This window comes from Algoriphagus persicinus, from assembly GCF_035156415.1.
Taxonomy (GTDB): Bacteria; Bacteroidota; Bacteroidia; order Cytophagales; family Cyclobacteriaceae; genus Algoriphagus; species Algoriphagus persicinus.
Map to the genome: position 1 here is coordinate 129,165 of NZ_JAYEEY010000004.1, position 14,296 is coordinate 143,460.

A 14,296-nucleotide genomic window follows, 5' to 3' on the forward strand; every position below is an offset into this window, starting at 1 on the left:
GGTTATTTTTTGTCTTTAGCAAGCGGAGAAACTATCCTTTCGAATCCGTTGAGGTCGATTTTACCGATCCATTCGAAGTAAGCGACCATGGCCTCAGCTTCTTCTTCAGTCATTTCGTAAGCCACCATTTGACGACCGTTAGGTGCCCAGGGCACAGGAGACTGGAGAATGGCCTTGATGAGGGGCGCTCCCTTGCGATCAATTACTTTTGTCAGTTCAGGAGCATAGTAGCCCCCCTCCCCCAGAATAGAATGGCATCCCATACAGTTGTTGGTTTCCCAGAGGTGTTTGCCTTTGATCACCTGCTCAGTGATTTGGAGGTGGTTGGTTTGGTCATTACTTGGAGACATGGAATACACTGTCAACCCGATGAAGATCAGAAAGGTGACTGCCGTTCCTCCCAAAAAGAATGCCCTTGCTTGTGATTTTGAAAGCATAAAGAGATGGGTTTGGTGAATGATAATATAGAGTAAAGGATATTTTTATCTTTTATTACACGAAGTTAATTGTGGAAATTCAAAAGCAAAAAATTGCTGTGAGAATTTTATCGAAAACAGGCCAAAACTGATTTAAATCATAAAAAAACAAGTCTGCTGGTCAAATTACATATACCGATCAAACTGATACAGGAAAGAAAATCTACCTGTAAGGTTGCTTCGTTTGTCAACAGGAAAACGGTTTAGATGCAAAAAAAAAGACCCCATCAGTAAGCCATAACTGATTCATCAATCGTACGACTTCGCCATAATTCAGATTTATTGAGGGTTTTGAATTCAAATCAAACCACTTCGATTTCTTATACTATTCGGGGAAAATAAATTTGACATCCTTCCGGAATACTTACCTCAGTTTTTCTTTTCCTTTATCGATATGAAAATAAAATAGCCCATCATTCCAGCAAACAGAAAGCGGAAAGGCAATGCAAAAAGTATCAGCAACTGAGAGACCGAACCGGGAAGTTGGCTCTTCCCGATAAGTATAACTGAACTAATGAAAATTGTAATCCACTAAATGGCTTCAGCAATTTTCCTATCCGAGAATAAAACTCCTTATTAAAGACACTTAATCAATAACAGCATTGATTTTTTGCCAGAGGGCCTGGTCAAAACCCGAATCCGCAAAACTTGGATTTGCTGGATCAGAGGCTTTTCCCATACGAATGATCACCAGTTTTTTGCTGGGAACGACGTAGATGCGTTGGTCTTCTGCCCCCATAGCTGCGAACATATCTGAGGGGGCATTGGGTACCAAGGCTCCAGGAAAGACGGTTTGGCTACTAGGAAGCATAAATTGGGATTTCCCATTGAGCCACCACAAGTAACCGTAAGCAGGATTAAGGTCTTGAGAACTCATGATGCTTTCTTTGAAATATTCCTCATCGACGATTGGCTCTTCGCCCCACTTTCCTTCATTGAGTGCGAGTAGACCAAATCTTGCCATACTCCGCGCTGTGCTGTGGTAGATGTTGAATATGAGGCCAAAATTCCAAGATCCGTCCATCCCGATTTTATCCCTCAGATTGGAGTCAAAATACGTATCAAACCTCCTCCCGCTAGCTGCAGACACCACATCCATGAGTCGTTGAAATACATTGTGGTAGGACCAGCGCGTACCGGCATCTGCCAGGTAAGTCAAGTTGGGTCTGATCACGAATTGGTTCTCATCGTTGATTCCTGAGGTCATGTTGAGGAGGTGTATGGACGTGATTAGGTTTTCCTTTTCTATCGGCATACTTGTCCATCCCGTTCCGAAATATTGGGATACCCGAGCGTTGATGTCCAGCAAGCCTTCTTGCTGCGCGATTCCCGTGGTGGCAGCCACTAAAGTCTTGCCGGCACTGTTCCATTGCCAAGTGTCCGCTGCTTGGTGTCCGTCAAAGTATTCTTCTAGGATAATTCTGCCATTGACAAGGATAAGAAAGGCTTTGGTGTTTTTCCCTTCCAAAAAATCAAGCAAAGCAGGCACCTGACTTTCATTCCAGTCCAATGCGGAAAGTGAGGTAGTTTCCCAATCCGAACCTGTCAATGGAGGAAAATACATCCCCTGATTTGGATCTGGGTCATCTGAGCTGCATCCTACAATTGCAAGCAGGAGAAAAGCCAAAAAGTGGAGAGAAATTTTCATGCTTTAAAATTTATAAATAAGACTTGAGCCAGCTGATAAAGGTTTAAAAACCAAATTAACCATTGCTCCTCATAATTTATCTATTTGAATCCTCCTCCCTTTCGTTTATTCCTTTACAAATTTCTAAACCACAACCAACACAGGATTTAGTGTCCACCCACAGGATTTTATTTCATTCCAAAGGTGATCTGGGGTCACCTGATAAAATCAGCCAGACATCATTAGATTATGCCTTTGAATTCATATTTAATTACTGGAAGACTAAATTATTCCGTTAATTTATTTCAGCCTAATATCTAACCCAGATTAAACCTGAAAATGGAATGAAATTTCTTACCTCACAGATGACATTTTTTTTGCAGAGTAAACCAGACCGTAAAAACCTCAGGTTATTGTTTAATTTCCTGCTGATCCTAGTGGGGATGATTTCGGTTTTTTCTGTTATTTTTCATCTCTTGATGCTGTGAGAGGGACAATCCTTTTCCTGGTTGACAGGATTCTATTGGACCCTTACGGTGATGTCCACCCTTGGATTTGGAGATATCACTTTCCATAGTGAATTGGGTCGACTATTTTCGATCGTAGTCCTGCTTTCGGGGATGTTGTTTTTGTTGGTTTTATTCCCATTTACTTTTATCAATTTCTTTTATTCCCCTTGGATGAAAGCACAGGAACAAGCCCGCGTTCCCAGAGAACTCCCAAAAAACACCCAAGGACACATCATTTTAACTAGATATGGCCCAGTGACAGAAGCGCTAATTAAAAAGCTAGATCGGTTTAAATACCAATACTATGTTTTAGTAAATGACCTTGCTGAAGGACTGCGGTTGAAAGAATTAGGGGTAAACGTCATGTTGGGAGATTTGGTAGATCCGCAGACCTACAGGAATGCCAGGGTTGAAAAAGCTGCTTTGGTTGCGACCACCGAGTCCGACATTCTCAATACCAATGTTGCTTTTACTGTAAGAGGAATCAACAAAGAAGTGACCATCATATCCACTGCAAATACCAAAGAGGCAGTGGACATATTGGAGCTGGCAGGAAGTAATAATGTGATTCAGTTGGGAGAAACACTTGGTTTAATTCTTTCGAGACGAGCCAATGCGGGAGATGCCTGTACACATGTGGTTGGGCGTTTTGGGGATTTACAGATTGCAGAAACATTCGTTACCGGATCTTCTTTAATTGGACTTACCTTAAAAGAAACGGCATTGCGGCAAAAAGTTGGCGTAAGTGTGGTCGGAATTTGGGAACGGGGAAACTTCCAGACTGCGAGACCGGATACGATCATTTCCCCAAGTACTGTTTTGGTATTGGCAGGATCCGAACATGATATCGAATTGTACAACAAGACTTTTGGTGTAAAAAGAGAGCTAAAAGCCCCTGTTTTGATTTTAGGAGCAGGCAGGGTTGGTAGGGCTACCGCGAGAGCATTGTCTTCACGAAACATGGAATACCGGATTGTTGAAAAGGATCCGACTCGGGTTAAATATGTGAAAAATTCGATTGTAGGAGATGCTTCAGATATGGAAGTCCTGCAAAAAGCGGGGATTATGGATTCGAAGTGTGTCATCATCACCACCCATGATGACGATGTCAATGTATATCTTACCATTTACTGCCGATTAATCCGGCCTGATATCCAAATTATTACCCGAGCTACTTCCGAAAGGAGTCTGGGAAATATGCACCGGGCAGGTTCCGATTTTGTGATTTCTTATGCTTCACTCGGTGCCAATACCATTCTGAATTTGCTTCAAAGAAGTGATATTCTGATGGTGGCTGAGGGACTTGACCTGATCAAAGTGAAAATCCCCAAGCAACTCATTGGAAAACAAATCAAAGAAACATCCATCCGCCAAGAAACAGGCTGCACCATTATCGCTATTCGTTCCGGCGAGGAAATGAATATCAATCCTGATCCATCGACGGTTTTGTCCAAAGACAATGAAATTATATTGATAGGCACGGTCGAAGCAGAAAATCAATTCTTTCAGATCTATGAGTCGGATTAGGCAGCTCTTGCCGAGCAAATAGTAGAGAAATCCCCTTGGCAAAGAATGGAACGCGGAGGCTAGACTGCACCCGTCTCAGAAATACAACTCCCTAGAAGTCGAATTTTTCTTGACAAGTTGTTAACTTACTTGTACTTTGATACAAAAGAAGTTACCATCAAAAAAGAGGCTCTCCAATGATCCGATGAAGAACTTGCGGAAATGGGTCTGTGAGGTATTTGTTAGATACACATGTCATCTTACGGTTGGCCTACAAGCATGAAAAAATCAGCAAAACCGTAAAGGAAATCCTACTTAATGGGGAAAGTGATATTTTCATTAGTGCTGTAAGCTTTTGGGAAATAAGCCTGATACTAATAAAATTCATAAATACTTCAATATTTCAATTCGCTCCCAAACCAATGAAGAATTATAAATGGTCAGTTTTCTCAATAGCTACTATTCTATATTTCATCTTTGCTACCGATGCCACCGCGCAGGAGAAATTCAGAACGGTGATCCTAACCGACATGACTCATGATGACGGTAACTCTTTGGTACGGTACCTATATTATGGACATCTTTTCGATACGGAGGCCATCATAGTAACCCAGCAACTTCCCGACTATAATTATAATCAAACTGAGCCTTGGCAAAAGATTCAAAGTATTCTTGCTGCATATGGAGAGGAATATGGACAAATAAGCCAGCATCATAAGGGATATCCCACTTTTGATGAACTTCATGCAGTCACAAAATCAGGCCGTGGCGCGCTTCCGATTATTTGGTTGACCAATGAAAAAAAATTCTCCGATGAGATAGCAGGCAGATACGTGGAATCCGAGTGGGGAGAAATTCGGTTTTCTGACTGGATTGGAGAGGGGGAAAACCCCAATGGTGAATCAAAAGATTCTGATGGAAGCGATTTCCTAGTCACTGTCTTTGAGAAAGATGATGACAGGCCAATTTTTGTTCAAGCTTGGGGCGGACCGATCACTTTTGTGCAGTCACTCTACCGCTTTGGGGAAAAACATGGTGAGCAGGAGCTCAAAAATCTCATGGGAAAATTACATGTTTACGGCATCCTTCTTCAGGATATTACTTTTGATTTTATGATAGACTTGGATAAAATCCAAGAATCGAAATGCCTAAACATGGGGACAGTTACTTCCAGTTACGAGGGAGAAAGGTACCAACCGGGATGGATGTTGTATGATGGAGGTCATTTTTGGAAATACCTTACCGTGATGACTCAACAAGAAGTAAACGGTCATGGCCCCATGTCTGCCCTTTACGATCATGGAGGTGAGGGCGATACGCCGGCATTCCTTTATCTAATAAGTGCAACATTGGGCTTGAACGACCCCCTGTCCCCCACACAAGGAAGTTGGGGCAGCAGATTTGAAGAAATGGGTAAAGGGTTTCCCGAAAATTATTTCCATACCTGCGGAATAGACCGAGAGGAAGCATTGGAAAGATGGATTCCCGCTGCAAAAAATTCTTTTCTGAACCGGCTTCAGTACAGCAAAAAATCCCCCACAGCCGTAAATCACGAACCCATCGCCATACTAAACAATGACAAAAGTGCCGAGATCTTGAAAATAAAAGGGAAACCTGGAACTATGGTGAACTTGGATGCCTCGGATTCAAAAGATCCTGATAATGAGGTATTGAATTATCATTGGTTTATTTACAAAGAGGCTGGAACGTATGGAGGTGAGATAGCATTGGAACTGGAAGCGAACGGGGAAAAGCAAAGAATTAAAATACCCAAGGATATAGGTAATAAAGAAATCCATGTGATATTGGAAGTAATTGATACTGGTACGCCGAACCTGACCAGTTACAGAAGAGGGATCATTACTGCGGAAGAAAATCGATAATGTCCGCATTTATTTACATAAAATTATTCCCTGACGGCTTCATCTTCTAAAATCGAATGAAAATTCCTTATCAAATTAAAAACTCAGGAAGTCTTGGCCTTCAAGGAGAAGCATAACTGTCGGAAGTATGTGAACTGGGAGTGACACCTAAATTTCACCCTTTCTCCATTGCATGAGAAATTGAAGTGAAAAATCAATCTCATTTGGGCCTATCCTTAGAATATAGCTCCTTCATCACGCGGATTTTATCCTGATCGTCCAGTAGTGATTGATCTGAAAACATCATAATTCCTGTAGCAGGGAACTTTGAGCCTTGGATCATCACCTCGCGAAACTCCTCAGGGCTGACAATTCCCGGATTATTATGAGATTGGACGATTGGCCAGATTTGCGGACTTCCCTTTTTTTCTACTTCCAGTGTCTGCCCAAGCCAAGTCACATACTCCCCTACCCAGCTTGTCGGTCTTCCTTTCATGTGATGAAAAAGCATGGGAGCTAACACATCTACTCGTTCGGCCAGGGCGACAGGATCCAAGCCCATCGTTCTGTACAAAGCTGAATCATAATCGGTGGGATACCAGGCACAATGAAACACGCCTAACTTCGCCGAAGGCTGCCGGGATTTCAGGATTCCCCCCATATCCTCCACCCATCCATTAAGCACATCCACTCTCCATTTTCTCCACTGAGGATCGATATTTTTCAGAATCCATGCTGCCCGTTCCGGAATAGTTTCACCCGGTATCGCCGTATCGATGCTCAATGCAAAAGTTTCTGTACATCGATCGCAAAAACAGGTCTCAGGTAAAATTGGCTCAGTGGTCTCAAACTGAGCATGCCAATGTACGTAATCCAGAAAAATGCCATCTACGGTATAATTGTCCAGGATTTCTTTCAATTCCTCAGACCGATATTCTTTGAACCCATGATGGGTTGGACAAATCCCCATAAACCAATCCGCGGGAGGTGATTTTTCGCCTTTTTCGTCAATTGGCCAAGCGTCAGGATGATCAGTCAAATATTCCTTCCCATTCAAAGTAGCGAACTCCACAAAAATTTTGACCCCCTGATTTTTGGAAGTCTCATAAATCTCACGATTGAGCGATCCACTCCTCACAAAAACGGCATTCATTCCTAAGGAGTCAAAGGAATATCCGGCTTTCAACAGAGTTGCTGGATTGCCATAGACACCTTTGATAAATTCTTTAGAAGGTTCCTGAGAGGAAGAAGATTTACAGGAAAAAATGTTAAGAATCAAAAGACACAGAAATGCATTTCTCATGATATTTAGGGATTTTGGGAATAGTTGGATTGTAAGATATGGAAGTAATAGATAAAGTCTTGAAAACCCAAGACTCCTATCCAGGTAGTGACATTCATGAGAAATCGAGCATGAAGCAAGCAACAGACAGAGATGATTTAACTTGCGAGATACTCCCGATCCGCCGCGGCGGACGGAACAGGCTATATTACCAATAAAAATCAATTATAAACAGATAAAATCGAGCATGACTCAAGCGTCACACACTGGGATTATTTAACTTGCGAGATTCCATGTGACCTTAAAAAAACAAATTATAAACACATGAAAAAAATACTGTTTTTCTGGAAAGAGCTATCGGCGACATTTTGGTTTTTGCCGGTATCAATCCTGATTTCTTCCATTCTCCTTGCTGTGGGATCAGTCTATTTAGATAACACAGTCAGTATTTCGCAGGACGGTTGGTTTCGGTTTTTTGTGGTCAACAGTTCGGATTCTGCCCGGACTATCCTCTCTACCATATCAGGTGCTATGATAGGCGTGGCAGGAACAGTGTTCTCCGTTACGTTGGTCGCATTGACTCTTGCCTCCTCTCAATTTGGACCCAGACTGATCAAAAAATTCATGTATGTCCGGCTCAATCAGGTTGTGTTGGGTTCGTATATCTCTACTTATCTCTATTGTCTGATTGTTTTAATTGCCATCAAAGGCAATGATGATTATACCTTTATCCCCTCGATTTCTATCCTTATCGCCATTTTTGCCGCCATTGTCAATATCATTCTCTTGATCACATTTATTCACCAAATAGCGACTAGCATTCAGGCAGACAAGGTGGTTTCGGATATTTCAAATTTCATCTCAAACCAAGTTGAAACGTTGTTTCCTGACCGGATGGGGGATGAAAAAGAATCAAACGGAAAAGTTGATTTTAAAAAGATAGTATCAAATTATCAAGTTCAAATTTCCGTCAAATCACCTGAAAATGGCTATTTGCAGTATATCGACGGAGAATCTTTGATGAAAGCCGTTGCCAAATATGATGTATTGTTTGAACTGAATTACAGACCCGGTGCCTTCTTGATTAAGAACATGGATATTGGATTGTTTTTTTCAAATAGGATTATAGAAGAGAAAGAAATAGATAATATCCTCAGCAATTTTGTAATAGGTGAAACCAAAACTGCACAGCAAGATTTGGAATTTTCCATCCATCAAATGGTAGAAATAGCTTGTCGAGCGATCTCTCCAGGAATCAATGACCCCTTTACTGCCATTGCTTGTATCGATAACTTGACAGCGACCCTTTCCTATTTGGTTCAGGCAAAATTTCCCTCAAAATATCGTTATGATTCCGACGGAAATCTTCGAATCATTGCTGATACAATGGATTTTGAGGGTGTTTTAGATGCTTCTTTCAACCAAATCCGCCAGTATTCTGGAGGAAGTCCTTCAGTAATTATTAGGTTGATGGAGGCATTGATTTCAATTAAAGGCTTTACCAAAGAAGATTCACATAAAAAGGCTCTAGTTCGACATGCCGAGATGGTTTATAGAATGGGAAAACAAACTATGCAAGAAAAAAACGACTTGGAAGATCTGAAGTCAAGAGCAAAGAAGATTTTAAATCTTAAGTTAAGATCCTTAAAAGACTTAGGAAATCGAGCATGACTCAAGCGTCACACACTGGGATGATTATAAAGCATGCGAGATTCCATATGACCAATTAAAAACAATTATAATCATATGAAACGCTATAAGGACCAAATAACAATTATTGACTATTTCACTTTCAGCCTCTCCACAAAATACATATCCACCTCCCCTTTATTTTTGGCAAGTACTTTTCCTCTGTGAGTACACGAAAAATGATCTTTAACAAGTTCGTAAGTGGCGCCGGAGACATTGATTTTGCCTGCTTCACTACTACTTTCCATTCTTGAAGCGAGGTTTACCGTGTCTCCCCAGATATCATAGGCAAACTTATTCAGCCCCACGATTCCGGCAACAATATTTCCGGTATGGATTCCTATCCTTAGTTCGAAAATCGGTTTGTTTTCAAGTCTGCCTTTTTCTTTATGATTTTCGATGAAATCCCGTATTTCAAAAGCGGCGTTGATTACATCGAAAGGATGGGTTGTGTTTTCTACCGGAATTCCTCCTGCTGCCATATAGGAATCTCCTATGGTTTTAATTTTTTCGATTCCATGCTTTTCGATAATACGATCAAATTCTTTGAAGCAAAAATCAATTTCAGATACGAGCTCAACCGCATTCATCTGCTCTGCTATAATCGAAAAACCCTTAAAATCAGTAAATATTACGGTTACACTTTCATACTTTTTGGACTCCGCAGAACCTTTCTCTTTCAATTCCCTGGCAATGTTAAATGGCAGGATATTCAGCAAGAGCTCATCAGATTTCTCTTTCTCCATCTGAAGATCCAAAGTTCTTTCTTTCACCTTTGACTCCAGATTGGCATTGTACTCCTCAAGCCTTTTTTCGTTTAATCGCAGATTTTCCTCTATCTCCTTTCTCACCTCTACTTCCTGTGTCAATTTCTCATTGAGCTGATTTGTGCTCTCCAAAAGCATGGCATTCTGGAGTGAAATGGCAGTCTGTGTAGCCATCACTTGCAGGATTTCAATGCGCTCCTTTGTAAAAGCCCCTGAAAGCAATCTATTTTCTAGGTATAATAATGAAAAACCTACTCCGGAATGCTTCTGCGGAATACACAGAATCGATTTGACTTTATTTTCACTGATATAATCCTCATCCGAATAAGGCAAAGTCTTGGTGGCATCTTCCAGCACAAGCGTCTCCCCGGACCTGAGCACATAATTGATTACAGAATGGCTGACTTCTTCAAATTCATCGTAAGGAATGTTTTGAAGTACCTGTATCTCATTGGTGGAGTTATCAATTGAAGCTTTGATCAGCTTACTGTCTTTTTCGACTGTAATAAGAAATGCCCGATCTGCTCCGGCGTTTTCACTCACCAGCTGCATCAGGCCAGTGAGAATTGTCTCCAATTTCATTTCACCGGAAATCAGCTTTATGGTCTTCAGGATAGTATCTAAGTCGAGAATATTGGCATTCAGCCCAATTTCCTCTGCTGAAATAATTCCGGCATAGGTCTCTTTCATCTGTGCCAGTTTGGCCTTTGCACCCCATTTTTCATAGGATTTGTAGGCATTCGATAGGTAGAATTGTGCCGCTTCGGGTTGCTGCTGAGCATTGAAATAGGTTCCCGCCCTCTCCCATATCATTGCTTCATCTTGTATGTATTTATGTATTCTAGCATACCTTATAGCGTAGGTGAATGATTTAATTGCTTTGTCAAAATTACCCTTTAGAGCTTCATACTCTGCTTTCATAAACTCATGGCGATGCTGGAAGTTCACTTCGGAATGTTTCACCACCCCCCCGATCAGCTTAATATTCTTTCTACAGATTTTCAAAAGTGACTTTTGCTCAGAAGTAGATCTAGCGTGAAAAATCGGGGTAATACAGAGGTTTTCGTAATAAAAGAACAGCATCTCCGTGATGGAACCCTTTACTGGAATGAGGTGCAATTTCTCCATGCAGCAAAACTTCCAAGCGGTTTCATTTTGATTGAAAATCAGGCTTAGAACCTTCTTTTGAGAGTACAGATTGTGAAAATACAAGCTAAAAGCTGGGATATCTGGGAACTCAATTTTTTGCTCATCGAAAATCTCCCCAGTCAAAACCTCAAAATCTTTGACTCCTTCCACTAAACTCAAAGCGGACTGGCGAAACAAATCAATTCGCTTGATTTGCATGATCTGATTCAGAGGAGTGATTTGCTTGCTGAGCAATTCTCCCCGCTGCAAAATCTTTGGGATGGGCTCTCCTCCGTAAAAATTCCAATAAATAATCAGCTGCCCAATAATGGAGGTGAATTCAAAATCTCCAGTCTCCAGTCCTTTTTTCAATGCCTCTTCCAGTTCGGGGATGCTTTCCGCTAGGTGTTTGAGCCAGTGGGAAATAAACATCACATATACTTGCTTGAAGGAGACAAACTCGTCTTCGTTTTGGATGATTTCAAAAACGCTATTTCCCAACTGCCCCATTCTCAGCCCTTTTGCCATATTGCCCATAAAAGCAATATTGATGTAGCCAAAGACTACAAACGCGACAGGGGTCTTGGGACCCAATCCAAATTTCAGCGTAAGCCGAATCAATTCAAACATGATCAATGGAAGCAAATTGGGCTCAGTGAGATAAGCCGCCAATGCCATATGATGCATGATGGACATGGCTATAAGCAGTTCCTCGTCTTTGATCTCTGACAGGTGGAGTATCTTATCCTCGGAATTAGAAGCTAATCGTATGTTAGTCCGTACAAACCCGAAAAGCACATTCAATTGGCTAGGATGGCGCTTCAAATGTATATCAACAGACCGAAGTATCTCCAGTCCTATCTCAATTACTCGCTTTTGGTCATTTTCAACATTGGCATTTTGTATTTTAAGATCGGCTAGTTTCAGCTTGTCCAGCGGGCTTTTGGCTCTGGCGTCAAGTAATTTGGTGAACATTCCAAACAATGTTTGATCGTTACACTGATAGGCTGCTATGGCGGATTTGAGGTAAAGATCGTAGGTGAAATCTCTATCCGTTTCCCAACAGTCTGAAGTGAGGAGTTGAACCGCGTTTTCGAAATACTGCATAGCCAGTACATAGGCTGTAGAACTCTGAGCTCGTTCGCCTGCAATACTGTTTAGCTCGCAAAGTTTTTTGATTTCTTGAGGATCTGAGATTAATTCCTTACCAAAATTGTACTGATTCACTAGCTCAAAAATCCCTTCCCTTGGCCCCTTTTCTTGGCTGGTTTTCAGAAGGGTACGGCCGACTTTAAGATGATTTTCCTTTTTATCCTTCTCATCTATCAACGAATAGATAGCCTGCTGCACCCGATCATGCACAAAATAAAAACTACCATCCAAGCTTTCAATGACGAGATCTAAATCTAAGGCAAGATTAAAATCCTGGGTTGTTTTCACTTTTTCTTGTGCTGAGATAGTCACCAAATCCTGCAAGTAGAATTTATTGCCTATACAGGATGCCAGCTTGAGAATAGCAATGGTATCTGCGGGAAGTTCATTGATTGTCTCTAGAAACAAATTGACGATATCTCCTTCCACATTGTAGCTGATCAGCTTGTTTAAATCCCAATTCCAAGAGCCTTCCTCGCTGTCAAAAAACAACATCTCATTCTTGTAAATTGCTTTTAAAAACTGATTGGCAAACAGGGCGTTGCCCACTGATTTTTTGAAAACAATACTTGCTAATTCGTCTAAGGACCTGTTAGATCTTCCTAGAACATTTGAAACCAAAAGTTTGACGTCCTCTTCCTTTAAGTTTTCCAATAAAATCTCTTCAGGCTGAATCCCCAGTTCCTCCAGCTCCATTTGAAATTGAAGAAATAAATGCCCCGGCGTAATTTCATTATCCCTATATGCGCCTACGATTAATATATTATTGAGCTCTTCATTGACGAGAATAGTCTTCATCAAATCAAGGGAAGAGACATCAGACCACTGGAGATCATCAATAAAAATAAAAACTGGCTTTCCCAATTCAGAGAAAACTTTGAAAAACTTATTGAGCGCGTAATTGAAGCGCATCTGGGCTTCTGCCCCGGTCAAATTTGGGATTTCAGGCTCGTTATCCAGCAATTTGTCCAGACCGGGAATAATCTCAAACAAGACCCTCCCAATAGGCATCAATAAATTATGGAGTTTTGCCTTCCATTTATTCAGTTCACTTTCATTTAATAACAAAATCTGATTTACCAGCTTTCCCAAAGCTTGCGAAAAAGCAGAATAGGGAACATCTGCTCGGAGTTGATCAAACTTGCCTGAAATAAAAAATCCTCCTGCCTGAACTACTGGTCTATACATGCGCTCCACCAAAGCGGATTTCCCCACTCCAGAATTACCATAGACATAGACCAAGTTTTTGTCATTTTTAGTAGCTCTAGCGAAAGCTTCCCTCAGTTGTTTGATCTGTACTTCTCTGGCATAAAGTTGATCCGAAAATATTAGCAATCCAGAAGAATCCTGAGTCCCCAGTAAGAAACCCTCAATATCAATGTCCTTTTGAAGGGAGTATAAAATCATTTCCAAATCATACAAAACTCCTTTAGCGGAATGATACCTGTTTTGGATATCCTTCTCAATCATTTTCATGATCATATCCGACAAAACCTTCGGGATTGCTGAAAATTCTGAAGGATGCTTTGGCGTTAAGGCAATATGAGCATGGATTTTTGATACGCCTTCCTTAGATTGAAAGGGTAATTGCTGCGTTAATACCCAATAAAAAACAATTCCCAGCGTGTATATATCTGTGTAAAAGCCGATTTCGGTGCTGATTCGGCCTGTTTGCTCAGGAGCAATAAAATCGTAGTCCGCTTCAAAAAAAGCCAACCTTCTTTCAATGCCAATCTTCCTTTTGATCCGGGTAGCTAGCCCCAGGCTTATGAAAAATACCTCATTGGTATCAGCCTCGAATAAGATGTGGTCGGGGTTGAGATTAAGGTGAACAAATTCTTTTCGGTGAATTTCTGCGAGCTTTTTTGCGATGGCTACGCAAATTTTCATTTTCTCAACTAAACTTCGCTGCTTTAAAATATGTTCTTTTAATGTTTTGCCTTTTATAAACTGAAGCTTTAAACTAAGCTCTGTACCATTGTTGTCAATATCCAAAACATTTCTAAAACCAGGGATGGATATACCCGCAAAGGAAGCTTCATTGTTAGCTTTTAAGGTTTCTATCTGGGACAGTGTAGAAAGGGAGATTTTTTTAGTGACAAAACTAGTACTCAACGCTGATCTTGAATTCTGGGTGACAGAATCATTAGCTGAATACATTAGTTGCCATTTCATGTGTTTTATAGATTTTATTGGTCACATAGCCTGTCCCGTCCGCCGCGGCGGATCGGGAGAATCTTGCATATTTGATAATCATCCCTCTGTGTGACACTTGAGTCATGCTCGATTTCATCAAAA

Annotated in this window: 8 protein-coding genes; 3 read left to right on the top strand and 5 right to left on the bottom strand. The window is 41.1% G+C overall.

Going from position 1 to position 14,296, the window contains the following annotated elements:
• Nucleotides 1-2 precede the first annotated feature (2 nt).
• Both U3A58_RS04860 and U3A58_RS04865 read right to left on the bottom strand, forming a co-directional pair.
• Nucleotides 3-437, bottom strand: coding sequence for a c-type cytochrome (locus tag U3A58_RS04860; RefSeq protein ID WP_323822269.1), 435 nt, complete (start codon nt 435-437; stop codon nt 3-5).
• A gap of 625 nt (nt 438-1,062) precedes the next feature.
• Nucleotides 1,063-2,124, bottom strand: coding sequence for a serine hydrolase domain-containing protein (locus U3A58_RS04865; protein WP_323822270.1), 1,062 nt, complete (start codon nt 2,122-2,124; stop codon nt 1,063-1,065).
• A gap of 488 nt (nt 2,125-2,612) precedes the next feature.
• On the opposite strand from U3A58_RS04865, the gene U3A58_RS04870 reads away from it, so the two are divergent.
• Complete coding sequence (locus tag U3A58_RS04870; protein WP_323822271.1) at nt 2,613-4,139, top strand: potassium channel family protein; 1,527 nt, start codon at nt 2,613-2,615, stop codon at nt 4,137-4,139.
• Between the two features lie 401 nt (nt 4,140-4,540).
• On the top strand, nt 4,541-6,001 hold the full coding sequence (locus U3A58_RS04875) for a nucleoside hydrolase-like domain-containing protein (protein ID WP_323822272.1): 1,461 nt from the start codon (nt 4,541-4,543) through the stop codon (nt 5,999-6,001).
• Between the two features lie 199 nt (nt 6,002-6,200).
• Here U3A58_RS04875 and U3A58_RS04880 read toward each other — a convergent pair whose 3' ends face one another.
• Nucleotides 6,201-7,283 carry a glycoside hydrolase family protein gene (locus U3A58_RS04880; protein WP_323822273.1) on the bottom strand — a complete coding sequence of 361 codons (1,083 nt, stop codon included), beginning with the start codon at nt 7,281-7,283 and terminating at the stop codon, nt 6,201-6,203.
• Nucleotides 7,284-7,586: 303 nt separating this feature from the next.
• Between U3A58_RS04880 and U3A58_RS04885 the strand changes: the two genes are divergently transcribed.
• Nucleotides 7,587-8,933, top strand: coding sequence for a DUF2254 domain-containing protein (locus U3A58_RS04885; protein WP_323822274.1), 1,347 nt, complete (start codon nt 7,587-7,589; stop codon nt 8,931-8,933).
• A gap of 110 nt (nt 8,934-9,043) precedes the next feature.
• On the opposite strand, the gene U3A58_RS04890 is transcribed toward U3A58_RS04885, so the two are convergent.
• Nucleotides 9,044-14,173, bottom strand: coding sequence for an adenylate/guanylate cyclase domain-containing protein (locus tag U3A58_RS04890; RefSeq protein ID WP_323822275.1), 5,130 nt, complete (start codon nt 14,171-14,173; stop codon nt 9,044-9,046).
• A complete protein-coding gene (locus U3A58_RS04895) occupies nt 14,145-14,291 on the bottom strand; it encodes a hypothetical protein (RefSeq protein WP_323822276.1) in 147 nt (48 codons plus the stop codon). The genes U3A58_RS04890 and U3A58_RS04895 overlap by 29 nt, the downstream gene beginning before the upstream one ends.
• Nucleotides 14,292-14,296: the final 5 nt, after the last annotated feature.

Coding starts and splice junctions, on each gene's coding strand:
- U3A58_RS04860 (WP_323822269.1), bottom strand. CDS start 437: ATGCTTTCAAAATCACAAGCAAGGGCATTCTTTTTGGGAGGAACGGCA.
- U3A58_RS04890 (WP_323822275.1), bottom strand. CDS start 14,173: ATGAAATGGCAACTAATGTATTCAGCTAATGATTCTGTCACCCAGAAT.
- U3A58_RS04880 (WP_323822273.1), bottom strand. CDS start 7,283: ATGAGAAATGCATTTCTGTGTCTTTTGATTCTTAACATTTTTTCCTGT.
- U3A58_RS04895 (WP_323822276.1), bottom strand. CDS start 14,291: ATGAAATCGAGCATGACTCAAGTGTCACACAGAGGGATGATTATCAAA.
- U3A58_RS04865 (WP_323822270.1), bottom strand. CDS start 2,124: ATGAAAATTTCTCTCCACTTTTTGGCTTTTCTCCTGCTTGCAATTGTA.
- U3A58_RS04875 (WP_323822272.1), top strand. CDS start 4,541: ATGAAGAATTATAAATGGTCAGTTTTCTCAATAGCTACTATTCTATAT.
- U3A58_RS04885 (WP_323822274.1), top strand. CDS start 7,587: ATGAAAAAAATACTGTTTTTCTGGAAAGAGCTATCGGCGACATTTTGG.